The organism is Sorangium sp. So ce375, from assembly GCF_051473855.1.
GTDB lineage: Bacteria > Myxococcota_A > Polyangia > Polyangiales > Polyangiaceae > Sorangium.
In genome coordinates, this window is sequence record NZ_CP150335.1 from 11203355 (window position 1) to 11230149 (window position 26795).

Annotated in this window: 17 protein-coding genes; 10 read left to right on the forward strand and 7 right to left on the reverse strand. The window is 70.7% G+C overall.

The window, feature by feature from the left end; translation table 11 throughout:
• Positions 1–100 precede the first annotated feature (100 nt).
• On the reverse strand, positions 101–985 hold the full coding sequence (gene prmC / locus WME90_RS41955) for a peptide chain release factor N(5)-glutamine methyltransferase (RefSeq protein ID WP_437277707.1): 885 nt from the start codon (positions 983–985) through the stop codon (positions 101–103).
• Positions 982–2409, reverse strand: coding sequence for a phosphomannomutase/phosphoglucomutase (locus tag WME90_RS41960; protein ID WP_437277708.1), 1428 nt, complete (start codon positions 2407–2409; stop codon positions 982–984). Before WME90_RS41960 ends, prmC begins: the two co-directional genes overlap by 4 nt.
• 254 nt (positions 2410–2663) lie before the next feature.
• On the opposite strand from WME90_RS41960, the gene WME90_RS41965 reads away from it, so the two are divergent.
• The 6 genes from WME90_RS41965 (at position 2664) to WME90_RS41990 (ending at position 7869) form a co-directional block, all read left to right on the forward strand.
• Entirely contained in the window at positions 2664–3806 is a 1143-nt protein-coding gene (locus tag WME90_RS41965; protein ID WP_437277709.1) for a PEGA domain-containing protein, read from the forward strand.
• Between the two features lie 37 nt (positions 3807–3843).
• On the forward strand, positions 3844–4389 hold the full coding sequence (gene rsmD / locus WME90_RS41970) for a 16S rRNA (guanine(966)-N(2))-methyltransferase RsmD (protein WP_437277710.1): 546 nt from the start codon (positions 3844–3846) through the stop codon (positions 4387–4389).
• 235 nt (positions 4390–4624) lie between these two features.
• Complete coding sequence (locus WME90_RS41975; protein ID WP_437277711.1) at positions 4625–5230, forward strand: AgmX/PglI C-terminal domain-containing protein; 606 nt, start codon at positions 4625–4627, stop codon at positions 5228–5230.
• Positions 5231–5240: 10 nt separating this feature from the next.
• On the forward strand, positions 5241–5672 hold the full coding sequence (locus WME90_RS41980) for a hypothetical protein (protein ID WP_437277712.1): 432 nt from the start codon (positions 5241–5243) through the stop codon (positions 5670–5672).
• A gap of 21 nt (positions 5673–5693) precedes the next feature.
• Positions 5694–6587 (forward strand): tRNA pseudouridine(38-40) synthase TruA, encoded by an 894-nt coding sequence (gene truA, locus WME90_RS41985; protein WP_437277713.1) that lies wholly within the window; start codon positions 5694–5696, stop codon positions 6585–6587.
• 79 nt (positions 6588–6666) lie between these two features.
• A complete protein-coding gene (locus WME90_RS41990) occupies positions 6667–7869 on the forward strand; it encodes an exo-beta-N-acetylmuramidase NamZ family protein (protein WP_437277714.1) in 1203 nt (400 codons plus the stop codon).
• A 16-nt stretch (positions 7870–7885) separates the two neighbouring features.
• Here WME90_RS41990 and WME90_RS41995 read toward each other — a convergent pair whose 3' ends face one another.
• Positions 7886–8272, reverse strand: a complete 387-nt coding sequence (locus WME90_RS41995; protein ID WP_437277715.1) for an SPW repeat domain-containing protein — start codon at positions 8270–8272, stop codon at positions 7886–7888.
• Positions 8273–8653: 381 nt separating this feature from the next.
• The gene (locus WME90_RS42000; RefSeq protein ID WP_437277716.1) at positions 8654–9202 is read right to left on the reverse strand and encodes an HD domain-containing protein; all 549 of its coding nucleotides are present in this window, start codon (positions 9200–9202) and stop codon (positions 8654–8656) included.
• A 619-nt stretch (positions 9203–9821) separates the two neighbouring features.
• Here WME90_RS42000 and WME90_RS42005 point away from each other — a divergent pair.
• Both WME90_RS42005 and WME90_RS42010 read left to right on the forward strand, forming a co-directional pair.
• A complete protein-coding gene (locus WME90_RS42005; RefSeq protein WP_437277717.1) occupies positions 9822–11657 on the forward strand; it encodes an OmpA family protein in 1836 nt (611 codons plus the stop codon).
• Positions 11654–13384, forward strand: coding sequence for an isopeptide-forming domain-containing fimbrial protein (locus WME90_RS42010; protein WP_437277718.1), 1731 nt, complete (start codon positions 11654–11656; stop codon positions 13382–13384). Before WME90_RS42005 ends, WME90_RS42010 begins: the two co-directional genes overlap by 4 nt.
• Before the next feature lie 72 nt (positions 13385–13456).
• Here the strand turns inward: WME90_RS42010 and WME90_RS42015 are convergent, their stop codons facing one another.
• Positions 13457–16174, reverse strand: a complete 2718-nt coding sequence (locus WME90_RS42015) for a WD40 repeat domain-containing protein (protein WP_437277719.1) — start codon at positions 16172–16174, stop codon at positions 13457–13459.
• Between the two features lie 311 nt (positions 16175–16485).
• Between WME90_RS42015 and WME90_RS42020 the strand changes: the two genes are divergently transcribed.
• Positions 16486–19239 (forward strand): nSTAND1 domain-containing NTPase, encoded by a 2754-nt coding sequence (locus tag WME90_RS42020; protein ID WP_437277720.1) that lies wholly within the window; start codon positions 16486–16488, stop codon positions 19237–19239.
• A gap of 31 nt (positions 19240–19270) precedes the next feature.
• Here WME90_RS42020 and WME90_RS42025 read toward each other — a convergent pair whose 3' ends face one another.
• Entirely contained in the window at positions 19271–21979 is a 2709-nt protein-coding gene (locus tag WME90_RS42025; RefSeq protein WP_437277721.1) for a hypothetical protein, read from the reverse strand.
• Between the two features lie 327 nt (positions 21980–22306).
• Positions 22307–24835 (reverse strand): hypothetical protein, encoded by a 2529-nt coding sequence (locus WME90_RS42030; protein ID WP_437283731.1) that lies wholly within the window; start codon positions 24833–24835, stop codon positions 22307–22309.
• A 385-nt stretch (positions 24836–25220) separates the two neighbouring features.
• Here WME90_RS42030 and WME90_RS42035 point away from each other — a divergent pair, with 385 nt between their 5' ends.
• A complete protein-coding gene (locus WME90_RS42035) occupies positions 25221–26384 on the forward strand; it encodes an IS481 family transposase (RefSeq protein ID WP_437283583.1) in 1164 nt (387 codons plus the stop codon).
• Positions 26385–26795 lie beyond the last annotated feature (411 nt).

Sequence of the window (26795 nt, forward strand, 5' to 3'; positions counted from 1 at the left end):
GCGCGGCCCTCGCGGCGGCGCCCGCTGCGCGGCCCTCACGGCGGCGCCCGCTGCGCGGCCGCCCGCCGCCCTCGCCGGCGCGGGCCGGCGGGCGATCGGATCAGGGCAGGGCGCCGGAGACGACGCGCTCGTGCCCGCCGTAGTCGAGGTGCCTCGAGATGCCGCCGAAGCCCGCAGCGGCGAAGAGCTCGGCGACGGCGCCCGCCTTGCCGGCCTCGACCTCCACGGCCAGCACGCCGCCGCCGGCGAGCAACGCGGGCGCGCCCGCGACGAGCCGGCGCGTGAACACGAGGCCGTCGGGGCCCCCGGCGAGCGCGAGGTGAGGCTCGTAGCCGCGGATGTCGACCTGCAGCGCGGCCACGTCCTCGTCCGGAATGTACGGCGGATTCGCGGTGATCAGATCGAAGCGGAGGCCGGACGGCACGCCGGCGAAGAGATCCGAGCGCAGGAACCCCGCGTTGACGGCGCCGAGGCGGAGCGCGTTCTCGCGGGCGACGGCGAGCGCGCCGTCCGAGATATCGACGCCTACGACGCGGCTGGTCGGCCGCTCGCACGCGAGGCTGACCGCGACGCAGCCGGACCCGGTGCACACGTCGAGCACGCGCGCCGAGAGCGCGAGGTGCCTCGTCCGAGCGAGGCCGACCTCGACGAGGATCTCGGTGTCGGGGCGCGGGATGAGCACGCGCGGATCGACGCGGAACGGGCGGCCGTAGAACTCCCGCACACCGAGGAGGTAGGCGACCGGCTCGCCGGCGCGGCGGCGCTGGTGCAGCTCCCGGTAGGCGGCGAGCTCGGCCCGGTCGAGCGGCCGCTCGCCGTCGATGAGCATCCCGACCCGATCGAGGCCCAGCACCTTGCCGAGCAGGAGCTCGGCGTCGAGGCGCGCCGAGGACGCGCCTCGCTTCTTCAGGTCGCCCGTGGCCCAGGTGATCACGCGGCGGATCGTCCAGGCCTCGCTCTGCTGATCGACGTCGGGCTTTGTCACGGGAGCGGGGCTGCGGCGACGGCGTCGCGGACGGCGGCGGTGACGACGGCCTCGACCTCGGCGCGAACGGCGTCGCGGTCCGCGACGGACCGCCCCTCGAACCGCAGCACAAGGATCGGACCGGTGTTGGAAGCGCGGCAGAGGCCCCACGCCCCGCCGCCGAAATCGATGCGCGCGCCGTCGATGTCCACGACCGGACGGACGCGGCGGAAGTGCTCGGTCACGCGGCGGACGACCTCGAACTTCACGGCGTCGGGGCAGTCGACGCGGATCTCCGGGGTGGCGAACGTCTCCGGCACGTCCGCGAGCAGCTCGCCGAGGGGCCGCCGCGCCTGGGTGACGATCTCGAGCAAGCGGACCGTGGCGTAGATCGCGTCGTCGAACCCGAACCAGCGATCGGCGAAGAACATGTGCCCGCTCATCTCGCCGGCGAGCAAGGCGCCTTCCTCTTTCATCTTGGTCTTGATGAGCGAGTGGCCCGTCTTCCAGAGGATAGGGCGCCCGCCGCGCGCGGCGATGTCGGCGTAGAGCGTCTCGGAGCACTTCACCTCCCCGAGCACGGCCGAGCCGGGGCGCTCCGCGAGGAGCGACCGCGCGAACAGGAGCAGCAGCTTGTCCCCCCAGAGCACCTCGCCGCGCTCGTCGACCACGCCGATCCGATCGCCGTCGCCGTCCCACGCGACGCCGAGCGCGGCGCCGGTCGCGAGCACGCGGGCGCGGAGCGCCTCGAGGTTCTCGGGTACGGTCGGGTCCGGGTGGTGGTTCGGGAAGAGGCCGTCGATGTCGCAGAAGAGCGCGTCCGGCGTGAAGCCGAGCGCCGCGAGCGTGCGGACGCCGAGCGGGCCGGCCGCGCCGTTGCCCGCGTCGATCACGAAGCGGACGTCGGTGCCGGCCAGGCGGGCCGCGGCGCGCACGGCCGCGATGTAGTCGTCCGCGAGATCGACCTCGGTGAGCGCGCCCCGCGCCGCCGCCGGGCTGCCGCCGCCTCTGCCGCCCGCCTCGATGAGGTCGGCGAGCGCCTGGATGTCCTTGCCGAAGAACGAGGCCTTGCCGCGCATGAGCTTGAACCCGTTGTCCGGCGCCGGGTTGTGGCTCGCCGTGATCATGATCGCGCCGTCGGCGTGGAGGTGGTGCGCCGCGAAATAGAGCAGCGGGGTCGGCCCGACCCCGGCCGAGATCACGTCGGCGCCGCCCGCGAGCAAGCCGTCCGTGAGGGCGGAGAACAGCCGGTCGCTGGAGAGGCGGCCGTCCCGGCAGACCGCCACCTTCGGCCGACCCCGGCCGGGCGGCGCCCCCGCGGCGAGCTGGCGTCCGAGGAGCAGAGAGAACGCGGCGCCGAGCTCGCGGGCGAGATCGCTCGTCAGGTCGCGCTCGGCGGCGCCGCGGATGTCGTACTCGCGGAAGATGGTTCGGGGGACCTTCATGGACCGGGCAGAGAAGCGCGCGGGGCCTGCGCTGCAGCGCGGGCCGGCGCCAGGACGCTCTGACACGGCGCAATCGTGGGCGAAACGAAAAACGCCGCGCGCGCAGCGTGGGCTCGCCAGCTCGCCATGCGCCGCCGAGTTCGTCCTGCGCCGCCTCGTCATTCCCGATCGCGCCGCGGAAGCGCCTCGCCGGCTCACGGATTGCGTTCCTGGCCGCCGGACGGGTAACTTGGGCGCGTGGAGCCCAGGACCGCATGATGACGCGCGCACAGACGACCGGTCTCGCTGCCATGCTGGCCGTCCTCGCCTGCAGCGGCGCCGCGCGGGCGGCAGAGCCGTCGCCCACTGCCCTGCCGATCACCGTCGTCGTGCTCCGGACCGACGACGCGTACGACCAGGCCGGCGCGCTGACCCAGGCGCTCCGCACCGCCATCAAGGACGCCCCGGGGTGGTCGGTCGGCGAGGGGGATTTCTCGCTCGAGGTCCTCACGCTCTCGCTCCAGTGCGACGATCGGCCCGACGCGGGCTGCCAGACCCGCATCGCCGACCAGATCAAGAGCGACCGCTATCTCTGGGGCATGCTCCGCAAGAGCGACACCGAGGTCGAGGGCGATCTCCACCTCTGGACCCGCGGGAAGCCGGAATCGAGCGTGCCGGTGAAGTACAGCGCGAACCTCACCGAGGCCAACGACGAGCCGCTCCGCAAGATCGCCGCGGACGCGATCGCGGCGCTGACCGGCGGGCCGCCGAGCGGCTCGCTCCGCGTGAGGACGGGCGCCGCGCAGGCGAGCGTCTTCATCGACGGCAAGCCGGCCGGCCATGTGCAGAACGGCGAGGCGACCTTCACGGTCACGGCCGGGCCGCACAGCGTGCGCGTCAAATCGGCTGGCTTCCTCGACTCCCAGGCGTCGGTCGTCGTCCTGCCCGTCACGACGACGGACGTCGCGCTCAGCCAGATGCCGGCGGAGGCGTCGCAGGCCAACTGGAAGCGGATGGGCGGGTTCATCGGCCTCGGCGCGGGGGCGGTGTTCGGGTCCGTCGCCATCCTCAGCTCGGTTCAGGTCGCGAGCATCCAGGGCGACGCGCGGTACGCGGCGTACCGAGGGCTGTTCCCCGCCAACGTCAAAGACGTGTGCGCGCTCGAACAGCGCGAGGCCATCCGGGGGGACGTCCACGCCGACGCGAGGACGGCCGACGCGGGCATCGGGCTCTGCGAGAAGGCGGACACGTTCATGGGGCTCCAGTACGTCTTCTACCCGCTGGCGGTGGTCTCCGCGGGTGTCGGCGCCTACCTGCTCGTGACGAGCGACAGCCGGACCGCGGAGCGCACCGGCTGGAGCGTGCGCCCCAGCGTCGGCGTCGGCGCGGGCGGCTTCGACGCGACGTACCGCTGGTGAGCGCTGCCTCTCTGCCCGCGATGACCGGAGGACGACCGTGCGGGTGATCGCCGGCCGGCTCGGCGGGCGCAGGCTCGCCGCGCCGCGCGGCGAGGGCACGCGGCCGACCGCGGACCGCGTGCGCGAGGCGCTGTTCTCCTCGCTCGGCGACGTCACGGGCGCCCTCGTCTGCGACCTGTACGCAGGCACCGGCGCGCTCGGCATCGAGGCGCTCTCGCGCGGCGCGCGGCGCGCGGTCTTCGTCGAGAGCGGCCGGCCCGCGCTCGCCGTGCTCCGCGAGAACCTCGCCGCGCTCGGCCTCGACGAGGCGGCGCGGGTCGTCCCGCTCCCCGTCGAGCGCGCGCTCGATCTGCTCCGCGACGAGGGCCCCTTCGACCTCGCCCTGCTCGATCCCCCCTACGCCGTCCTGGCCAAGGCCGCCGCCGCCGCCGCGCGCCTCGCCGGTCCGCTCGGCTTGCTCGCCCCGGCCGGGCGCCTCGTCCTCGAGCACGCGCGGCGCGATCCCTCCCCGGAGATCGCCGGGCTGACCTGCGCCGCGAGCCGCGCCTACGGTGACACCGCGGTGTCGTTCTACACGCGCTGAGCCGCCTGCGCGCGGCCAGGCAGCCGCCCGCGTCCGACGCGCGGCCCTCCGCGCGGCGCCGTCATGCTCGTGTTCATCCGGCGCGCATCCAGTTTCCTGGCGCGCTTCCCTGCCTGCCCTTGTAGACTCGCCCCCGCCGGGCGCGCCCGCGTCTCGGCTCCGGCGCACGACGGTCCACCGAAGCGGCCGGACCTCGCGCGTCTCTCCGGGAGGACTTCTCAACGTGTCCGCATCGATGCCTCCGTCGTCCCAGCAGATCCCGGGAAAATCCGGCGGCCCTGGGCCTTACATCGCAGGAATGGTCGTCCTTGCCGCGCTCATGGCGGGCCTGCTCTACTGGAAGCTCCGCCCGGAGCCGGCCGCGCCGCCCGCGGCGCCGACCGCCGCTGCCCCCGCCGAGACGAAGCCCGCGGAGCCGCCGCCGCTCTTCGCGCCCCCGCCGCCGCCGCCCGTCGACGAGGTCGAGGACGCCGGCGTGGACGCCGGCAAGGTCGCGTCGGGGCAGGGCCCGGCGACCACCGGCAAGTCGCCTTGCTCCGGCAAGTGCGGCGACGGCGCGACCTCGCCTGCGCTCGACTCCGCCGTGCTGGGGCTCGCTCGCTCGGCGCAGGGTTGTTATAACCGCGCGCTGCGCACCTCGGAGGTCTCCGGCAAGCTGACGGTGAGCGTGCAGGTGGCCTCCAACGGCGCGGTGTGCAGCGCCTCGATCCTCAACGATACGGTGGGCTCGGGCGAGATTGCGTCTTGCGTCCTGGGACGTTTCCGCGGCAAATCACTGCCTCCGCCGCAGAGCGGATGCGTCGTGGTGAACGTTCCGATCAACTTCACCATCAAGCAATAGGAAGCAGCCGATGCGAACGCTCCCCCCCCGGATGGCCAGCCTGCTCCTCCTCGCGCTCGCGCCGCTCGTCCTGCACAGCGCCGCGTGCCACGTCGATGAGGGGACCACGGCGCTATGCAACAACAACCTCAACGCCGACCAGGGGATCGAGAGCGATCCGGCCGGCTGTTATCATCTCCCGCGCTGCGTGGTGGACAAGAAGGTCGCGGCCCCCGAGGAGTGCTGCAAGAACGCGGAGGGCCAGGTCAACCTGGAGTGCGTCAAGGGGTATGCGTCCCTGACCTCCTCGACGAGCAGCTCGGGCGGTAGCGACGGCGCGGGCGGCGGCGGGGCCAGCGACGGCGCGGGCGGCGGCGGGGCCAGCGACGGCGCAGGCGGCGGTGGGGCCAGCGACGGCGCGGGCGGCGGCGGGGCCGGCGGCGGCGGGGGGAGCGGCGGCTAGGCCGCGCGCGTCCATCGCGCCGTGCCGAGGAGCACCGCTTCCAGCCGGGGGATCCTGCTCTCGGTCGCCTACGATGGGCGCCCGTTCGCAGGCTTCGCCCGCCAGCGCGACCAGCGCACCGTCTCGGGAGAGCTGCTCGGTGCGCTGCGCGCCATCGACCCCGGCATCCGCGAGATCCGCGGCGCGAGCCGCACCGACGCGGGCGTCCACGCGCGCGACCAGCGCGTCGCCTTCGATACGGCGGCGCCGCTGCCGCCGCGCGGCTGGGTCCTCGCGACAGCGCGCCACCTCCCCGACGAGATCGTGATCCGGCGCGCGGCCGTGGTGCGCGTCGGGTTCTCGCCCCGCTTCGAGAGCCTCCGCAAGCGTTACCGCTACCTGATCCTCCGGGATCTGGTCCGCGACCCGTTCCTCAGCCGGCGCGCCTGGCGGGTCGAAGGGATCACGGACGACGCGATCGAGCGGGCGCGCGCCGAGGCGCTCGCCGCGAAGGGCACCCACGACTTCGCCGCCTTCCGGACGAGCGCGGACGAGCGGACGACCACGGTGCGGACGCTGTACGGCATCGAGCTGTCGCTCGATCCTGCGGACCCGCGCCTCGTCCGGATCGACGTCGAGGGGAACGCGTTCCTGCACAACATGGTGCGCATCCTCGTCGGCACCTTGATGGACGTCGCCCGCGGCCACCTCGCCCCCGGCGCGATCGCCCGCGCGCTCTCGTCGCGGGACCGGCGCGACGCCGGGATCACGGCGCCGCCGGACGGGCTCTACCTGGAGCGCATCCACCTGCGCGACGACGGCCAGGAAGCCTGGCCGGCGGGGCCTTCCGACGGAGGCTCGGCGGAGCCTTCCGACGGAGGCTCGGCGGGGCCTTCCGACGAAGGCTCGGCGGACGACGCCGCGCCCCAGGAGTGACGCCGCCCGTCGCCGCGCGTCACACAGAATCCACCGCGGACACATGGACGGCCAGCGCTCGCCTTGGTAGCACAGCGACGTGCACGTCGGACTGGACCGCCTCCCGGATCTTCCGCAGCTCCAGCGCCTCCGGTCGACTCGCCTGGGGGTCCTTGCGCACCCGGCGAGCGTCGATCGCGAGCTCACCCACATCGCCTTCGTCCTCGAGCGCCTCGGCGTGCGCCCGCGCCTCTTCTTCGGCCCGGAGCACGGCTACGGCGGCGAGGCGCAGGACATGGCGACGGTGATGAGCAGCGTCGACGCGCGCTCGCGCGCGCCCATCGTCAGCCTGTACGGCGATCGCTTCGAGGATCTCTCGCCCTCCGCGGAGGATCTCGCGAAGATCGACGTGCTCCTCATCGATCTCGCCGACGTCGGAGCGCGGTACTACACGTTCGTCTGGACGGCGCTCCTCGCGCTGCGGGCGGCGCACGCGGCGGGCGTGCACGTCGTGCTGCTCGACCGGCCGAACCCCCTCGGGGGCGCGGCGGAGACCGTCGAGGGCGCGACGCAGGCGCCGGGGTTCCTGTCGTTCGTGGGCCTCGAGCCGGTGCCGATCCGCCACTCGCTCACGGTGGGCGAGCTTGTCGCGCTCTTCGCGCGGCGCGAGGGCATCCCGCTCGGCGACGTCGCCTGTGGGCTTCAGGTCGTGGCGGTCGAGGGTCATCGCCGGGAGGTGCTCGCGTCCGGGTGGGATCGCCCGTTCGTCTTCCCGTCGCCCAACATGCCGACCGCGGACACCGCGCTCGTTTACCCGGGCGGCTGCCTGCTGGAGGGGACGAACCTGTCGGAGGGCCGCGGCACGACGCGCCCGTTCGAGCTCGTCGGCGCGCCCTGGCTCGACGGCCGCGATCTCGCCGCGCGCCTCGCGTCCACCGCGCTCCCCGGCTTCGTCGCGCGGCCGCTCACCTTCCGGCCCACCTTCCAGAAACACGCGGGCAAGATCTGCGGCGGCGTCCAGATCCACGTCACCGATCCGTGCGCCTTCCGCCCGGTCGCGACGTACGTCGCGCTCATCGCGTTCGCCTGCAGGCAGCAGCCCGAGCAGTTCCGCTTCCGCACCGATCGGTACGAGTACGTCGACACGATCCCGGCCTTCGATCTGCTCACCGGCTCTGCCGCCGCGCGCCTCGCGATCGAGGCCGGCGAAGATCCGCTGGCGATCGCCCTGGAGGTGTCGCGCGCGGATCCGGCCTGGCCCGAGGTGATGCGCGAGGCGCAGGCGGCGGTGGCCGCCTGCTGAGCGCCGCCCGCGCGGCTCAGCGATCGTAGCGGTCGTAGCGCTCCTGCCGGGAGGCGGCGCCGGCCGAGTAGTTCGTCCCGAGGGCAGCGAGCACGAGCGCGAGCCCGATGACCACGAAGAAGGTCCGCGACGCGATCTCGGCGGAGAACCCGAACAGCCAGGGCGACGCGAGGAGAACGGCGGCGAGGGAGGTCTCCAGCGCGCCGTGCACCGAAAACGGGATCTTCCTGGCAGCGCCGAGCGGCTGATCGGACAGCAGCGTCACGACGAGGTGCGCCACGGCGGCGACGTAGCAGACCGCCGTGGGCGCCGGCTCGAAGCGGAGCGCGAGCGGCGCGAGCGCGAGCACGACGACGACCGCGTAATCGACGTATCCATGGTGGCGGGCAGACAGGAGCTTCATCGGTGCCTCCTTGGAGGAGCTCGCGTCACGCCGGTGCATCGCATGTGCCGGTGAGCGGCCGTCGACGCGCACGCGAAGGCCGCTCCGGAACGCCGGGCCGCCTGGGAGCAGCGTGGTTGTCGCTCGCCCGGGACGGGCCTCGGGGGTGCTCGTCGTGCTCACATGGAGGGAGCGGAGGGCGCGAGTGAAGCCGATCCGGTACGGAGCGGGGCAGATGGCTCACGGGAGCCCTGGTCCTTCACGCGCTCTCGCCCGGCCGCCCATCCCCGAGACGGCCTCTCGCTCTCCGGCGCCTCGAGCGCGCCGCCTCCACCTCGTTCCCGTTCGAGACACACCCCGTCTCCGAGGCCTCGGGCTCCGGGATCCCCTGGGAGCCGGCGCTCAGCCCGTCGACAGCAGCTCGTCGAGCACGGCCTCGAACTCGTCGAGCAGCGGGTGCGGCGGCAGCGCGCGGCCCATCGCGCGCAGCTCTTCGAACCGGGCGATCTGCACGTCCCTGCCGCGCTTGAACATCGACCACGGATCGCCGTGCTCGCGCGCGCAGACGATGATCGACTGGAAGTTGTCGATCTTGTCAGCCAGCGTGATCGCCTGCGCTTCCCAGGGCTTCTTCGGGAACGCCGCGAGATAGAGCCGCTTGCGGTCTTCCCAGGGCAGCGACCTGTCCTGCTCGGTCACGTGGCGGACGAGCGAGGCGACGCGCTCGCCGAAGCGCTGGCTCAGCTCGTCGAAGGTGACGCCCTGGTCCTCCATGGCGTCGTGCAGCGCTCCGGCCGCGACCACCTCATCGTCGAAGCCGTGGCGCGCGAGCAGGACCGCCACGCCGGCGAGGTGGCTGATGTAGGGGACGTCGGCGTTCGGATACTTGCGCTTCTGTGCTCGGTGCCAGACCGCCGCCTGGTCGAGCGCACGCTTGAGAAGGGTGCCCATCGCGATGTCCCGCCAACCATAGCCGCTCGGCGTCCGGAGCGCAGGCGCCCAAGTGCACCCCGGCGCCGTCCGCCAGGGTCTCCGTCCGGATCGGACCCTGGGCCGTTCGAAGCTCGCCCTTGAAAGGCCGCGGCGGTTCGAGCGCCGAGCGGGCCGCGAGCTCGGCGTGCGGCGCGCGTGGAGAGCGCTCGGCGTGCGGCGCGCGGTGCGCGGCGCGCGTGGAGAGCGCTCGGCGTGCGGCGGACAGGCGCCACGACGGGGCGCGCCGGGCGGACGGTGCCTCTCTTCGAGTCGCGCGGGGCGCAGCGCGCGATATCCGCGCTTCGACGAGGTCAATTGGCCCGACGCGGCGGCGCGGCGAGCTCGCGGCGACGCCGCTGCGATGAAGAGTGCGGCGCCCGCGCGCGATAGCCTCTCGTTCGTTCAGATGATCGGGGACGGGCGCTGGGGATGACCCGGGATACGATCGGCGAATGGTCCGGTGAGGTGCGCGCAAGTCCTACGAACATGCCGCCGGCGCCGCTCGTTGCTCAAGACTCCGCACTTGCCGACCTGTATACTCATCCGCGACAGCGTCTTATATCGTCATGCGAAACCCGCCGATGCAGGGTGTCACCTCATGAGACCTTGGTCTTTCCGTTCGCTGGCCGCCGCGCCGGCCGCGCTCGCCGCCGCTGCCCTCCTCGTCCTCCCCGCGCCCGCGGCCGCGCAGGACGCGCCGGCCAGGCCCGGGGGCATGGCCTTGAGCCGCTTCGTCCCGGCGCCCGCTGGGGACCGCATGTTCAGCGTGCCGTCTCCGTTCGCGGCAGGGCACCTGACGCCGCATGTAATGCTGCTCGCCGATTACGCGAGCAACCCGCTCGTCCTGCGGCGCGAGCGCGACGGTGCGGAGATGGGCGCGGTCGTCAGCGATCAGCTCACGTTCCACCTGGGCGCGTCGCTCCCGCTCTGGAACAAGGTGACCTTCGACCTCGACGCGCCGCTCACCGCGCTGCAGTCGGGGGATAGCCCGAACGGCGGCGGCCAGCAGTTCCCGTCGCCGAGCGGCGCGGCGCTCGGCGACGTGCGGCTCGGCGCGCGCATGCAGCTCCATGGCGCATACCACGACCCGTTCCAGCTCGCGGTCGGCGCGTACGTCTGGCTGCCGACCGGCGCGGACGACTCGTTCGTGAGCGACGGCAGCGTCCGGGCGATGCCGTACGTCGCGGCCGGCGGCCGCGCGGAGCGGCTCATCTGGTCGACCGCGCTGGGCACGGAGGTCCGGCGCTCCCAGTCGTTCGGCGGCGTGGCGCAGGGGACGATGCTCACGCTGGGCGGCGGCGTCGGGCTCCTCGCCATGGATGGCCGGCTCCAGGTGGGGCCGGAGCTCAGCGCCGCGATGGTGCTCGAGGACATCAGCAGTCGCTCGACCAACGCGGAGCTCCTCCTCGACGCGAGGTATCGATTCCTCCCCTTCATGGAGGCGGGCATCGGCGTCGGGCCGGGGATCACGTCGGGGATCGGGACGCCGGACGTGCGCGCCGTCGCGATGGCCGCGTTCACGCCGGAGCAGCCGACGGACCAGGACAGGGACGGCATCGGCGATCCCGAGGACGTGTGCCCGAGCGTGCCGGGCGTGCGCAGCAGCGACCCCAAGAAGCACGGCTGCCCGCCGCCGCCGGACCGCGACGCCGACGGCATCATCGACGCCGAGGACGCGTGCCCGGCCGTCGCCGGCGTGCGCAGCGACGACCCCAGGAAGAACGGCTGCCCGCCGCCGCCGGACCACGACACCGACGGCATCATCGACGCCGAGGACGCGTGCCCGGCCGTCGCCGGCGTGCGCAGCGACGACCCCAAGAAGAACGGCTGCCCGCCGGACCGGGACGACGACGGCGTGGTCGACTCCGTGGACGCCTGCCCCGACATCAAGGGGTTCCCCTCGAAGAACCCGGAGAAGAACGGCTGCCCGCGCGACACCGACGGCGACTCGTTCCGCGACGACAAGGACGCCTGTCCGAGGGAGAAGGGCTTCGCGGATCCGGACCCCGAGAAGAACGGCTGCCCGAAGGCGGTCCGGGTGACCGAGAAGCACGTCGTGATCCTCCAGCAGGTGCAGTTCGACACGAACAAGGCCACCATCAAGGCGGTGAGCGATCCGCTGCTCGACGAGGTCGCCGAGGTGCTGAAGGAGCACCCGGAGATCGAGCTCATCGAGATCCAGGGTCACACCGACAACCGGGGCACCGTCGAGCACAACAGGGTCCTTTCGCAGAACCGCGCCAACTCCGTCATGGCGGCGCTGGTCCGCCGCGGCATCGACTCGACGAGGCTGACGGCGCAGGGCTACGGCCGGGACCAGCCCATCGACGACAACGCGACCGAGGACGGGAGGCAGCGGAACAGGCGAGTCCAGTTCAACATCATCAAACAGGCCGCGTACAAGCCGCAGGCTGAGACTGGAGAGGATCGATGAGAAGGCAGTTGGGCATCACGGGGCTCGCGTCCCTCACGCTGATCGGGCTCACGACCGCCAGCGCGACGGCCGAGCCCAAGCTGCGTGTACAGGTCGATCAGCAGGGCGACTTCGCCCTCATCGGGAGCTCGCTCGGGCAGGAGTGCCGCTCCGCGACGCCGAGGCCCACGGAGGGCACGGTCGGCAGCTGCGGACAGTCGACCGTCGAGTCGGGGCCCGATCTCTTCTGGAGGTCCGACTCGCCTTCTGACGGCAAGGCGGAGGCGACCCTCGACATCACCCCGGAGATGGCGCGCACGACCGCGGTGCTGGCGCTGCCCGAGGGGGCGACGGTGACGCACGCGTACCTGTACTGGGCCGCGCGCAACGCCGCCGGCGCCGATCCCGAGGTGGAGCTCCACCATCAGGGCGGCTTCGACGGCACGGTGACCGCCATCGACTCTGTCGAGACGGTGATCAACCAGGGGAAGCCCAACGAGTCGCACAACTACCAGTCCGTCGCCGACGTCACCGCGATCGTGAAGGAGAGCGGCGCGGGGGCTTACCGGGTAGGCGGGGTGGATGTCGTCGACGTGAGGAACAGCGACGACGACGTGGTCTTCGTGGCGTGGTGGATGGTGGTGTTCTACGAGGCGCCGAAATCGCCGATGCGCAACCTCGCGCTGTTCGACGGGCTCGACCGGGTCTCCGACGTGGGCTGGCAGCAGGTCGAGCTCTCGGGCTTCAAGGTGCCTGACGCCGGCTTCGTGGCGAAGCTCGGCATCGTCGCGTTCGAGGGCGACAACTCGAACACGGGGGACAGCGTGTTCTTCAACCCCACGAACCCCGGGAAGCCCGATCTGGCCGAGGCGCTGAGCGACGAGCTGAACCCCGCGGACAACTTCTTCAACGGCACCCGGTCGATGCTCGGAAAGGCGGTGTCGGTGGAGGGCGATCTCCCGAGGATCCCGGGCACGCCTCAGAGCATGTCGGGGGTCGACATCGACATCGTGGATGTCAGCGCGAAGCTCAAGCCGGGGGACGATCGGGCGACGCTCGTCGCCACGAGCAGGGACGAGCTCTATTTCCTCGCGGGGTGGGTGACGTCGATCTCCAACTATGGGCCTGATTTCAGCAAGTCGAGCAAGGTGGCCACCGATCTCGGCGGGCTGCCGACCTACCGCGGGGATACGGTCGAATACCGCATCACGGCGACGAACACCGGCAATGACGAGGCCGTGCGAGCGGTGCTGACGGACGTGCTGCCGGCCGGGGTGACGTTCGTGCCTGGCTCGCTGTCGATCGTCGAGGGGCCGGGCGCGGGCTCCCAGACGGACGCGCCGGGCGACGACCTCGGGGAGTACGATCCCGCGACGCGGACCGTCACGTTCCGGCTCGGGGATGGCGCGAGCGGGGCGCGAGGCGGGAGCATCCCTGTCGATGGGAGCGTCACGGTGCGCTTCGAGGTGACGGTCGACGAGAACGCGCCGGACGTCATCAAGAACCAGGCGAAGATCGCCGCGGCGGGCGCGTTCGGCGCGCCGGTCAGCGATGATCCGACGGACGGCAACGGCGACGCCCCGGGCGCGCCGCCGACCGAGGTCTCCGTGGAGCCGGAGGATTTCTACGCGGCCGGGAGCGGCATGCTCGGCCCGTGCGCGACCAGCCCGCGAGGCCGGGATGGGAGCGCCGGGTGGCTCGCGGGGCTCGCGCTGGCGGGTCTGCTCCGCCGGCGGCGCAGGGCGTAGCGCGCGGCGAGGGCGTCGTCGCGGGCGTAGCGCGCGGCGAGGAGGTCGTCGCGCGGCACTCGGCCGTGTGTGTCACTCCGACGCGACGGAAGCGGCCGCGCACGGGCTCGGGTCGGCGACGTACTCCGGCTCGGCAGAGGAGGCGTCTCCGGCCTGGACCTTCGCGAGCAGGTCCTTCACGTAGACGCGCTCCTCGCACACGTCGATGGGGAAGGTCAGCGGACCGAAGCGGCAGATCGGGTAGACGCGGGCGGCGCACCGATCGGCCCCCGTGAAGTCGATGTGCTCGCGAGTGAAGACATAACCGGCGTCCTTGTCCTCGATGGCGCGGAGCGTGGCGAGTCGACTCCCACCGGCGACGCGATGGAGCATCGCCGATCCGTCTTCTGCAGCGGACACGAGCACGTTGCCATCCGGCGAGAACGCCAGTGCGGTCACCCGACCCGTGTGCCCCTCCAGAATCTCGAGCAGCGCGCCCGTGCTCGCTTCCCACAGCCGCACGGTATTGTCCGCAGCCCCCGAGGCGAGCCGCTTGCCGTCCGGCGAGAACGCCAGTGCGGTCACCCCGCGGTCGTGCCCCTCCAGCGTCTTGAGCAGCGCGCCCGTGCTCGCTTCCCACAGCCGCACGGTAGCGTCCAAATCTCCCGAGGCGAGCCGCTTGCCGTCCGGAGAGAACGCCACCGCTGTCACCCCGTCGGCGTGCCCCTCCAGCGTCTTGAGCAGCGCGCCCGTGCTCGCTTCCCACAGCCGCACTGTCTTGTCCCAGGACCCCGCGGCGAGCCGCTTGCCGTCCGGCGAGAACGCCACCGCTGTCACCCCGCCGGCGTGCCCCTCCAGCGCCTTGAGCAGCGCGCCCGTGCTCGCTTCCCGCAGCTGCACGGTCGCATCCCAGGACCCCGCGGCGAGCCGCGCGCCATCCGGCGACAGCGCCACCGTGCTCACAAGGCTTGTGTGCCCCTTCAGGTCCTTGAGAAGAGCGCCCGTGCTCACGTCCCACAGCCGCACGGTATTGTCCAAGGCTCCCGATGTGAGCCGCTTGCCATCCGGCGACAACGTCACCGCCGTCACTCCATCTGTGTGCCCCTTCAGCATCTTGAGCAGCGCGCCCGTGCTCGCTTCCCACAGCCGCACCGTCCCATCATGAGATCCCGAGACGAGCCGCTTGCCGTCCGGAGAAAGCATCATCGCCGTCACCGGGCTTGTGTGTCCCCTCAGGGTGGTGAGCAGCACTCCCGTGCTCCCTTCCCACAGCCGCACGCTCCTGTCCCCGGACCCCGAGGCCAGCCGCTTGCCGTCCGGCGAGAACGCCACCGCTGTCACCCCATCGGTGTGCCCCTCCAGCGTCTTGAGCAGCGCGCCCGTGCTCGCTTCCCACAGCCGCACGGTATTGTCCGTGGCCCCCGAGGCGAGCCGCTTGCCGTCCGGCGAAAACGCCACCGTGAGCAGCCGGCGGGGGTGCCCGCTCAACGTGGCGAGCAGCGCGCCCGTGCTCGCTTCCCGCAGCCGCACGGTATTGTCCGTAGCCCCGGAGGCGAGCCGCTTGCCGTCCGGCGAGAACGCCACCGCTATCACCCCACCGGTGTGCCCCTCCAGCGTCTTGAGCAGCGCTCCTCTGCTCCCTTCCCACAGCTGCACGACCCCGCTGCTGGACCCCGAGGCGAGCCGCTTGCCGTCCGGCGAGAACGCCACCGCTGTCACCCCACGCCCCTGCAGGGTCTTGAGCAGCGCTCCTGTGCTCGCTTCCCACAGCCGCACTGTCCCATCGTCAGACCCCGAGGCGAGCCGCTTGCCATCCGGCGAGAACGCCACCGCCGTCACCCCATCGGTGTGCCCCTCCAGCGTCTTGAGCAGCGCTCCCGTGCTCCCATCCCACAGCTGCACGACCCCGCTCCTGGCCCCCGAGGCGAGCTGCTTGCCGTCCGGCGAAAACGCCACCGCATTCACCAGCGTTGTGTGCGCCCGCAGGCGAGCTCGCTCCCTCCGAGTCGTGGTATCGACGATCGAAATCTCACCTCCGTGGGCAACGGCCAGGCGCGTCCCATCGGGCGACCAGGCAACCGAGGCGACAGGTCCTGAGAATCCATCGGGCACCTCCAGCGAAAGCGCCTCCCCCGTCGCCTTCTCCAGGTCCACCATCGCCCGATCGAACAGCCGCTGCGCCATGGGCCGATCCCCTACCCTCTTCGCGCATTCCCCCGCGGCGACCAGCGCCTGCCCGTTGGGTCGCCACGCCTCCCACGCGGCGACGAACTTCTCCATCGCGCCTCGCAGCGACGCCTCATCGCCCTTCGCGTACAGCCGGTCGGCCTCCCCGTACAGCCGGCGCATCTCCGCCTTGGCCTCGTCCGTATCGGCAAAGCTCCTGTCGAGCCGCGCGCTTTTCTCCATCGCCGCCGTCGCCGCCTTCCTGGCGTCCTCCGGCGCCGACCTCGCCGCCTCGATCTCCTGCGCCACCCGCCGCGCCTCGGCGTAACGGCCCAGCTCGACCAGGGTCTCGACCTCCGCTGCCCACGTCGCCGCGGCCGTCGCGGGGCACAGCCGGTTCGCCTTTCCGATGACACGCACCGTCCGATCCAGCCGGCCCTTGCCGAGCAGCGTGGGCACGAGCTTGCGCAGCTCCCCGGCTGACTGGCATGGATCCGGCTGCATCGGTGGTGGTGGACGCTGCGCCGTCCCGGCCGCGGACGGCTCCACCGGCTGCGGCGGTGCAGATCCGGAGCAGGCGAGGAGCAGCACCAGCAGGCTGCAAAAGAAAAAGGACCAGAAGGTCGCACCCAGCGGACGCCGCATCGCGCGAGGCTACCACTGCCGTGTCAGCCTCACTGCGCCGCTTCGCTCCGGCGAATTGCACGGCGGCAGCCGTCCGGCGGTTTTACCTGCCGCGCCGGGCCACGTCCCGCGGAGCGCGGCATACCCCGCCCCTCTCCCGCGGCGATCCTTCCCCTCTGGCGCCGTGGCCAGTATCCTACATGCAGCATGCCGGAGCCGGGGGTGGATGCCGAGAAGCGGCGGGAGGTCGGAGGCTCGCCGTCGTACCGGCGGTGTTCGGGGGGTGCTCGATGCTCGACGCGCGCAAAGGCCTTCCGGGGTTCCAGCAGTCCATGAGCCACGCCGACCGCGACCGGCGCAAGCCGCTCGAGAAGCTGCTCGATCGGGCGAATCCAGGCCGCATCGGCCCGTTCCAGATCGTGAGGGAGCTGGGCAAGGGCGGGTTCGCGCCCGTGGCGCTCGCGCGGGAGCTCTACCGCGACCGCGACATCGAGGTCGAGATCCGCCGGGTGGCGATCAAGCTGTTCGTGCCCGATGAGGCGCGCCAGCCGCGGGCGCAGGTGATCGAGGAAGCGCGGCTCCTGTGCCAGGTGGAGCACCCCAACATCGTGCGGTTCCATCGCCTTGTCGAGGATCCGGAGCACCCGACGGTGATGGGCCTCGTGATGGAGCTCGTCGAGGAGGACTCGCTCGCGAAGCGCATCCGGAGGCGCGAAGCGATCCCCCTCGCCAAGGTGCTGTCCATCGGCGCCGCCGTGGCGTCGGCGCTGTCGGCCGTGCACCGGGCCGGCCTCGTGCACCGGGACGTCAAGCCCGACAACATCCTCGAGGCGCACGGCCATGTGAAGCTCATCGATTTCGGCATCGCCTTCGGGAGCACGCGCAGGAGGAGCGGCAAGGAGCGGAGCGGCGTGCGCGTGAGGCTCGGCCATCTGCCGCCAGAGGCGCTGGGCACGGACATGTCGACGCTGACGATGGCCACGATCGAGGGCGCCGAGCAGGCCGGCGGGAGCAGCGGCGGGCTCTTCCCGAGCGGAACGATGGGGTACATCGATCCGGCGTGTGTGGGCGAGGGATTGCCCGCGACGCCGGCCAGCGATCTGTATGCGCTCGGGGCGACGCTCTTCGAGTGCATCACCGGCAAGCTGCCGGCGGTCATTGCGACGGGAGAACGGGGCGGCCTGCGCGGGGAGGTGCTGGACGGCAGCGAAGCGGCGCCGCGCCTCGGCGAGGTCGCGCCGGAGGTGCCGCCGGGGGTCGCGAAGCTTGTGGATGCGCTGCTGTCCCCCACCCGCGACAAGCGCCCGCGATCCGCGGAGGTCGTCGCGATCGCGCTCGAGCGGCTGCGCGGCGAGATCGGGGGCCGGGCGCGCAGCCTACCTGCGGAGGAGTGGGGGCCTTTCCGCGGTCTCGGGCGCTTCGAGCGGGAGGATCGCGACGTGTTCTTCGGCCGGTCCGCGGAGATCGCCGCGACCGTGGAGATGCTGCGCAGCCGGGGGCTCGTGGCCGTCGTGGGGCCTTCGGGCAGCGGCAAGAGCAGCCTCGCGCGCGCGGGTGTGGGGCCTGTCGCGGCGGACGGCGGGCTCGGCGGGTGGATGAAAGCGTGGGATGTGCGGATCGCATCGCCCGGCGTGGATCCACGCGCCGCGATCGCGGCGGCGTTGAGCGACGTCGTCCCCGACGCGGCAGAGCGCTCGCCCGAGCAGGCGGCGGCGGCGCTTGCTGCGCGCGCCGAGACGGAGTCGCGCGGGACGCTGCTCGTCGTGGATCAGCTCGAGGAGCTCGTCACGGTGAGCGCCGGGGACTCGGCCGCGTGGGCCTCGCGCCTGCTCGCGGCGATCGCGGAGCCGCCCGTGCCGGGGGTGCGCGCGCTGGTGGCCGCGCGGCGGGATCTGCTCGATCCGCTGCTGGCGCTGCCGGAGCTCGGACGGGTGTTGCCGCGGGGGCTGCTCCAGATCGCGCCCGTTGGCGATAAGGGGTGGGGGGAGATCATCGAACAGGCGCTGGGTGCGTACGGATATGCCTTCGAGGATGAAGCGCTGCGCGACGATGTGTCGTGGCAACTGCGGGAAGCTGGAGCGGCTATGCCGCTCGTGCAGTTCGCGCTGACGGAGCTGTGGAAGCTACGCGATCGGGAGAAGAAGAAAATCACACGCGCGGGTGTGATGGCAATCGGTGGGATCGGTGGCGCGCTGGAGCGGCATGCGGACGCGACGGTTCGGGCGCTCTCGGCGAGGGTGCCCGCGGAGCGCGTGCGCGCCGTGCTGCTCGCGATGACCACGGTCCAGGGAACGCGCGCGGAGCGGAGGCTGGAGGCGCTGCTGCGCGAGGTGGGGCCGGAGGCACGGGACGTCGTCGGCGCGCTGGAGGAGGCGAGGATCCTGGTGCGCGAGGAGTCGGGGCTGACGCTGGCCCACGAGACGCTCCTGTCGCAATGGGGCACGTTGCGGCGATGGCTGGACGAGGCGCGGGGAGATCGCTCGCTGGCGGAGGAGCTGGAGCGGGAGGCGGAGCGGCACGCGGCGGAGCGGGACGATTCGCTGCTCCGGAAGACGCGGCGGCTGATCGCGGCGGAGGACCTCGCGCGCTCGGGGCGGGTCGCGCTGTCGGAGCGGGCGCTGGCGTTCGTGCGGCGGGGGCGCGTGGTCGAGCGGCGGGGCAAGATGGTGACGGGGGCCGTGGGGCTGGTCGTCGTGGCGCTCGCGCTGGCGGTGGGGTGGCAGTACACGCAGGACATCAAGGCCAAGGAGGCACTGGCGAACGCGCTGGCCGCGCTGGCCAAGGAGAACGAGAGCAGGGCCGTGGAGAGCGAGGCCAAGGCCAAGGTCAGCGAGGCCAGGGCCAAGGACAGCGAGGCCAAGGCGCTGGAGGCGGAGCGTAACGCAGCGATGGCGCGGGATCAGTTCAAGAAGGACCTCGATGAGCTCGAGGTGAAACTGAAAGACGCAAAGACAAAGGCGGAGTTCGAGGCCATCCAGGAGAGCATCCGCAACAAGCGGAACGAGCGCGTTGCCCCGAGTTCCCGGCTCGATCAGCCTTCGACGGTGACATCGACGGTAAATTCCGTTGCTGGGGACCCGCCGTGAGCCTGCAGGTGGCGCACGGTTGCCGCCAGCATCACTGCTCCGATGCGATGGAATCGGCCGCGCACGGGATCGGCTCGATCACGTACTCCGGTTCGGTATAGGAAGTGTCACCGGCCTGGACCTTCGCGAGCAGGTCTTTGACGTAGACGCGCTCCTCGCACGCGTCGATCGGGAAGCTCAGGGGACCGAAGCGGCAGATCGGATAGATGCGGGCGGCACAACGATTAGATCCCATGAAGTCGACGTACTCGTTGGTGAAAATGTAACCGGCGTCCTGCTCCTTGATGGCGCGGAGCGTGGCAAGTCGGATGCCATCGGCTGTGCGAAAGAGCATCGTCGAACCGTCTTCGCCAGCGGAAACGAGCACGTTGCCATCCGGCGAGAACGCCAATGCAGTCACCCCACCGGTGTGCCCCTCCAGCGTCTTGAGCAGCGCGCCCGTGCTCGCCTCCCAGAGCCGCACCCTCTTGTCCCTGGACCCCGAGGCGAGCCGCTTGCCATCCGGCGAAAACGCCACCGCTGTCACCTCATCGGTGTACCCCGGTAGGGTCTTGAGCAGCGCGCCCGTGCTCACCTCCCACAGGTGCACGTTCTTGTCCCTGGACCCCGAGGCGAGCCGCGTGCCGTCCGGCGAAAACGCTACCGCTGTCACCGCATCGGTGTGCAGCCACAGGGTCTTGAGCAGCGCGCCCGTGCTCGCATCCCAGAGCCGCACCCTCTTGTCCCTGGACCCTGAGGCGAGCCGCTTGCCGTCCGGCGAAAACGCCACCGCTGTCACCCCCAGGTCGTGCCCCCACAGGGTCTTGAGCGGCGCGCCCGTGCTCACCTTCCACAACTGCACGTCGCCGGCGCCCGCGGCGAGCCGCTTGCCATCCGGCGAAAACGCCACCGCTGTCACCCACATGTGCCCCTCCAGGGTCTTGAGCAGCGCGCCCGTGCTCACCTCCCACAGCCGCACGTGCGAGTCATCGGACCCTGAGGACCCCGAGGCGAGCCGCTTGCCGTCCGGCGAAAACGCTACCGCTGTCACCTCATCGGTGTGCCCTTCCAGGGTCTTGAGCAGCGCGCCCGTGCTCGCATACCACAGCCGCACCCGCTTGTCCTTGGACCCCAAGGCGAGTCGCTTGCCGTCCGGCGAAAACGCCACCGCTGTCACCTCATCGGTGTGCCCTTCCAGGGTCTCGAGCAGCGCGCCCGTGCTCGCATACCACAGCCGCACCCTCTTGTCCCTGGACCCCGAAACGAGCCGCTTGCCGTCCGGCGAAAACGCCACCGCTGTCACCTCATCGGTGTGCCCCGCCAGGGTCTTGAGCAGCGCGCCCGTGCTCACCTCCCATAGGTGCACGTTCTTGTCCCTGGACCCCGAAGCGAGCCGCTTGCCGTCCGGCGAAAACGCCACTGCTGTCACCTCATCGGTGTGCCCCGCCAGGGTCTTGAGCAGCGCGCCCGTGCTCACCTCCCATAGGTGCACGTTCTTGTCCCTGGACCCCGAAGCGAGCCGCTTACCGTCCGGCGAAAACGCCACCGCTGTCACCCTACCGGTGTGCCAATCCAGATCCAGGGTCTCGAGCAGCGCGCCCGTGGTCGCCTCCCATAGCCGCACGCTCTCGTCCGAGGACCCCGAGGCGAGCCGCCTGCCATTCGGCGAAAACGCCACCGCTGTCACTCTACCGGTGTGCCCCTCTAGGGTCGTGAGCAGCGCGCCCGTGCTCACCTCCCACAGGTGCACGTTCTTGTCCCTGGACCCCGAGGCGAGCCGCCTGCCGTCCGGCGAAAACGCCACCGCTGTCACCCCGCCGGTGTGCCCATTCAGGGCGGCAACCAGCGCGCCCGTGCTCGCTTCCCACACACCCACGGCCCCATCCTCGGACCCCGAGGCGAGCCGCTTGCCGTCGGGCGAAAACGCCACCGCTGTCACGTAAGCGGTGTGCCCCCACAGGCGAGTTCGCTCCCTCCATGTTGTGGTATCAACGATCGAAATCTCATCCCTGTCGGCCACGGCCAGGCGCTTCCCGTTCGGCGACCAGGCAACCGATTCAACGGGTCCTGAAAATCCATTGGGCATCTCCAGCGAAAGTCCCTTCCCCGTCGCCTTCTCCAGGTCCACCATCGCCCGATCGAACAGCCGTTGCGCTAAGGCTTTATCCCCAACCCTCCGCGCACACTCCCCCGCCCCAACCAGCGCCTGGCCATTCGGCCGCCACGCTTCCCATGCAGCGACGTACTTGTCCATCGCCCCCCGCAACGAGGCCTCATCTCCCTTCGCGTACAGCCTGTCGGCCTCCCCATACAGCCGGCGCATCTCCGCTTTGGCCTCGTCCGTCTCGGCAAAGCGCCTGTCCAGCCGCGCGCTCTTCTCTATCGCCGCCGTCGCCGCCTTCCTGGCGTCCTCCGGCGCCGACTCCGCCGCCTCGATCTCCTGTGCCACTCGCCGCGCCTCGGCGTAACGCCCTAGCTCCGCCAGCGTCTCGACCTCCGCTACCCACGTCGCCGCAGCCGTCGCAGAGCACAGCCGGTTGGCCTTCGCGATGACACGCGCAGTCCGATCCAGCCTGCCCTTGCCGAGCAACGCTGGCACCAGCTTGCGCAGCTCCCCGGAGGTCTGGCATGGATCTGAGGGCGGCGACGGGCGCTGCGCCGGCCTGGCCACAGGCAGCTTCTCCGTCGGCGGTGGTGCAGAGCCGGAGCAGGCGAGGAGCAGCACCAGCAGGCCGAATAGCAACCAGAAGCTCAGACGCAACGTACGCCGCATCGCGCCAGACTATCACCACCGCGTCAGCGTGTGCGCACCCCTGGGTCGGGGCGGCCGTGTTGACCTACCTCGGTCGGGTCACCTTGGGGGCAACGTTTACCCCGCCGCGAGCCAACGTTGCCATCCTACGGGCCAACGTTGGCCCCACTTCGGATGGCAGCGACGCAGCGCCGCGCGTCGGCGAGGTCGTGCCGGAGGTGCTGCGGGGGGTCGGCCTGTCCACACTCACGCGGTTGCCGAGAAGCATCGACAGCCCGCGACAAGCGCCCGCACTTCGCGTGAGCCGGATTGTCACGTGGCGCATGGCTGCGTGGCTCACTCCGATGCAGCGGCCTCGGCTGCGCACGGGCTCGGATCGACCACATGCTCCGGCTCCGTATAGGAGGTGTCACCGGCCTGGACCTTCGCGACCAGGTCCTTCACGTAGACGCGCTCCTCGCACACGTCGATGGGGAAGCTCAGCGGACCGAAGCGGCAGATGGGATAGATGCGGGCGGCACACCGATTGGCCCCCGTGAAGTCGATGTGCTCGCTGGTAAAGGCATAACCGGCGTCCTGTTCCTGGATGGCGCGAAGCGTAGCAAGTTGGCTGCCATCAGAGACGCGAAAGAGCGTCGTCGAGCCGTCTTCGCCAGCGGACACCAGCATGTTGCTATCCGGCGAGAACGCCACCGCTCTCACGACATCGGTGTGCCCTTTCAGGGTCTCGAGCAGCGCACCCGTGCTCGCTTCCCACACCCGCACGCTCGCATCCGAGGACCCCGAGGCCAGCCGCTTGCCGTCCGGCGAGAACGCCACCGCTCTCACGACATCGGTGTGCCCTTTCAGGGTCTCGAGCAGCGCACCCGTGCTCGCTTCCCACACCCGCACGCTCGCATCCGAGGACCCCGAGGCCAGCCGCTTGCCGTCCGGCGAAAACGTCAATGCTGTCACCCGATTTGTGTGCCCCCTCAGCGTCTTGAGCAGCGCGCCCGTGCTCGCATCCGACACCTGCACGGTCTTATCCCCAGACCCCGAGGCGAGCCGCTTGCTGTCCGGCGCAAACGCCAACGCTGTCACCGCATCGGTGTGCACCCACAGCATCGCTAGCAGCGCGCCCGTGCTCGCATCCCACACCCGCACGTGCGAGTCCCCAGACCCCGAAGCGAGTTGCTTGCCGTCCGGCGAAAACGACACCGCGTTCACCTCACCGGTGTGCCCTTTCAGGGTCTTGAGCAGCGCGCCCGTGTTCGCATCCCACACCCGCACGCTCTTGTCGTCCGACCCCGAGGCGAGCCGCTTGCCGTCCGACGAAAACGCCACCGTGTTCACCCCCTCGGTGTGCCCCTTCAGCGTCTTGAGCAGCGCGCCCGTGCTCGCCTCCCATACCCGCACGCTCTTGTCCCAGGACCTCGAGGCGAACCGTTTGCCCTCCGCCGAAAACGACACCGCTGTCACCCCGTCGGTGTGCCCTTCCAGGGTCTCGAGCAGCCCGCCCGTGCTCGCATCCCACACCCGCACGCTCTTGTCCCAAGACCCCGAAGCGAGCCGCTTGCCGTCCGACGAAAACGCCACCGTGTTCACCCGATTGGTGTGCCCCTTCAACGTCTTGAGCAGCGCGCCCGTGCTCGCATCCCACACCCGCACGCTGCTGTCCCAGGACCCCGAGGCGAGCCGCTTGCCCTCCGCCGAGAACGCCACCGCTGTCACCCCCCAGGTGTGCCCTTCCAGGGTCTCGAGCAGCGTGCCCGTGCTCGCATCCCATACCCGCACGCTCCTGTCCAAGGACCCCGAGGCGACCCGGTTGCCGTCCGGCGCAAACGCCACCGCTGTCACCCCATCGGTGTGCCCGTTCAACGTCTTGAGCAGCGCGCCCGTGCTCGCATCCCACGCTCGCACGGTCTTATCCCTGGACCCCGAGACGAGTCGCTTGCCATCCGGCGAAAACGACACCGCTGTCACGTAACTGGTGTGCCCGTTCAACGTCTTGAGCAGCGCGCCCGTGCTCATATCCCACACCCGCGCGCTCTCGTCCAAGGACCCCGAGGCGAGTTGCTTTCCGTCCGACGAAAACGCCAACGCTGTCACCGCATCGGTGTGCCCCTCGAGGGTCTTGAGCAGCGCGCCCGTGCTCGCATCCCACACCCGCACGCTCCCGCCCAAGGACCCCGAGGCGAGTTGCTTTCCGTCCGGCGAAAACGCCACCGCTCTCACCAGCTCGGTCTGCCCCCACAGGCGAGTTCGCTCCCTCCAGGTTGTGGTATCGACGATCGAAATCTCATCCCTGTGAGCGACCGCCAGACGCTTCCCGTTCGGCGACCAGGCAACCGATTCAATGGTTCCTGAAAATCCATTGGGCACCTCCAGCGAAAGCGCCTCCCCCGTCGCCTTCTCCAGATCCACCATCGCCCGATCGAACAGCCGCTGCGCCAAGGCTTCGTCCCCGACCCTCCTCGCACACTCCCCCGCCGCAACCAGCGCCTGCCCGTTGGGTCGCCACGCCTCCCACGCGGCCACGAACTTCTCCATCGCCCCCCGCAGCGACGCCTCATCGCCCTTCGCGTACAGTCGGTCGGCCTCCCCGTACAGCCGGCGCATCTCCGCCTTGGCCTCATCCGTCTCAGCAAAGCTCCTGTCCAGCCGCGCGCTCTTCTCCATTGCCGCCGTCGCCGCCTTCCTGGCGTCCTCCGGCGCCGACCCCGCCGCCTCGATCTCTTGCGCCACCCGCCGCGTCTCGGCATAACGCCCCAGCTCCGCCAGCGTCTCGACCTCCGCCGCCCACGTCTCCGCTGCCGTCGCAAGGCACAGCCGGTTGGCCTTCGCGATGACACGCACCGTCCGATCCAGCCGGCCCTTGCCGAGCATCGCGGGCACGAGCTTCCGCAGCTCCGCGGCGGTCTGGCATGGATCCGGGGGCGGCGATGGGCGCTGCGTCGTCCCGGCCGCAGGCGGCTCCTCCAGCTGCGGTGGTGCAGAGCCGGAGCAGGCGAGGAGCAGCACCAGCAGGCCGAACAGCAACCAGGAGCTCCGACGCAACGCACGCCGCATCGCGCCAGGCTATCACCGCCGCGTTAGCATGTGCGCACTCCTAGGCCGGGGCGGCTGTGTTGACCCACGTCGGTCGGGTCGCCCTGGGGGTACAGACCGGGGGCCTGGGTTACAAAGTTGACCGGGACCCTGGGTGACAGATCAGACCGGGAGCCTAGGTAACAGGCTCTCGGTTTTTGTAGGAAACCGACCGGAGGTGTCGGTGCCCTGGAAAGCGATCTGTCCCATGGATCAGCGCGTTCATTTCGTCAGTTTGGTCAACGAGTCCGACGAGACGTTCACGGCGCTTTGCGAGCGCTTCGGGATCAGCCGGAAAACAGGCTACAAGTGGGTCGCGCGCTATGAAGCGCGTGGCGCTGCCGGGCTCGCAGAGCATCGGCCGGTGGCACACTCATGCCCGCATCGGACGCCGGCGGAAGTGCTCGACAAGCTGATCGAGCTTCGCAAGGAGCACCCGAAGTGGGGGCCGAAGAAGTTGCGTGCGCGACTGGAGTCGCTAGGCGTCAAGGAGCTGCCAGCCGCCAGCACGATCGGCGACGCACTCAAGAAGCACGGGTTGATTCCGCCGCGCCGCCGTCGGGTTCATCCGCCCATGCACCCGCTGCCGATCGCGCCGACAGCGTATCCGAATGAAACGTGGTGCGTGGACTTTAAGGGGCACTTCGTGGTCAGCGACAAGACGCGCTGCTACCCGCTGACCATCACGGATCACACGACCCGTTTTCTACTCAAGTGCGAGGGTCTCGTCAAGGCAGATGACATCGCTGTAAGGCCTCACTTCGAGCGAGCGTTTCGAGAGTTTGGCCTCCCGGCGCGAATCCGCTCGGACAATGGGCCTCCGTTCGCAAGCCCGGGCATCGGTGGGCTCTCCGCGTTGTCCGTCTGGTGGATTCAGCTCGGCATTACGCCGGAGCGAATCGAGCCCGGCCATCCGGAGCAGAACGGTCGGCACGAGCGGATGCATCGCACGCTAAAGGACGAAGTGGCAAGCCCGCCGGCCGCGTCCATGCTCGCACAGCAGCGCGCGTTCGATCAGTTCCGACGGGTGTACAACACGGAGCGTCCGCATGAGGCACTCGAGATGAAGACGCCGTCGTCTCGGTACACGCCATCTCGTCGATGCCTGCCCGAGAGACCCAAGTCGCCCGAGTATGCCGACACGATGAAGGTGCGGAAACTGGACGATATGGGCCGCTTGAGCTTCGCCGGGCAGACCTCGAAGACGAGAGTGTCCCGGCTGCTCGCTTACGAACCGGTGGGGCTCGATCCGGTCGAGGAAGATGGCTGGAACCTCTACTACGGGCCGGTTCTGCTTGCAAAGGTCACGCTCAAGAACAAGGAGCTCCGCTTCGAGAAGCAGCGCTGAGCGCCTTCACAACGAACCAACAGCAAACTCACAAGTTGCCAGTCTCCCCCCCGGCCCCCCCTCGAATGAGCTTCGCTTCTAGCCTTTGGCGGCACTCGCCTCGGCACCGTCAACTGGCGCGACCGCGCGCAAAGAGAGACGATGACGGCTTTTGTCTTTGTCTTGAGACTCGGATTGCGTTAATAGGCTGCTGGTACGTGACGACGAAGAACCCCGTTCGCGTAACCAATCGTATTGGTCTGCGTCTACTCACCCCCCGGTAAGTGACGGCAGCCACCCGGACCGCGGCTCCGAGCCTCGCGGACCGCGATCCCGGGAGCCCAGAAAGTGTCACCTAGGCTCCCGGTCTAAAGTGTTACCAGGGCTCCCGGTCATTCAGGCCCAGCGACCCTCCTGCGCAGGCCCCGCGAC

What these genes read in the sequence shown, in the direction of transcription:
- WME90_RS42000 (WP_437277716.1), bottom strand. Translation starts at nt 9,202, where the DNA reads ATGGGCACCCTTCTCAAGCGTGCGCTCGACCAGGCGGCGGTCTGGCAC.
- WME90_RS41975 (WP_437277711.1), top strand. Translation starts at nt 4,625, where the DNA reads ATGCCTCCGTCGTCCCAGCAGATCCCGGGAAAATCCGGCGGCCCTGGG.
- WME90_RS42020 (WP_437277720.1), top strand. Translation starts at nt 16,486, where the DNA reads ATGAGCCACGCCGACCGCGACCGGCGCAAGCCGCTCGAGAAGCTGCTC.
- WME90_RS41980 (WP_437277712.1), top strand. Translation starts at nt 5,241, where the DNA reads ATGCGAACGCTCCCCCCCCGGATGGCCAGCCTGCTCCTCCTCGCGCTC.
- WME90_RS41960 (WP_437277708.1), bottom strand. Translation starts at nt 2,409, where the DNA reads ATGAAGGTCCCCCGAACCATCTTCCGCGAGTACGACATCCGCGGCGCC.
- WME90_RS42005 (WP_437277717.1), top strand. Translation starts at nt 9,822, where the DNA reads ATGAGACCTTGGTCTTTCCGTTCGCTGGCCGCCGCGCCGGCCGCGCTC.
- WME90_RS41995 (WP_437277715.1), bottom strand. Translation starts at nt 8,272, where the DNA reads ATGAAGCTCCTGTCTGCCCGCCACCATGGATACGTCGATTACGCGGTC.
- WME90_RS42030 (WP_437283731.1), bottom strand. Translation starts at nt 24,835, where the DNA reads ATGCTCGGCAAGGGCCGGCTGGATCGGACGGTGCGTGTCATCGCGAAG.
- WME90_RS42010 (WP_437277718.1), top strand. Translation starts at nt 11,654, where the DNA reads ATGAGAAGGCAGTTGGGCATCACGGGGCTCGCGTCCCTCACGCTGATC.
- WME90_RS41965 (WP_437277709.1), top strand. Translation starts at nt 2,664, where the DNA reads ATGATGACGCGCGCACAGACGACCGGTCTCGCTGCCATGCTGGCCGTC.
- WME90_RS42015 (WP_437277719.1), bottom strand. Translation starts at nt 16,174, where the DNA reads ATGCGGCGTCCGCTGGGTGCGACCTTCTGGTCCTTTTTCTTTTGCAGC.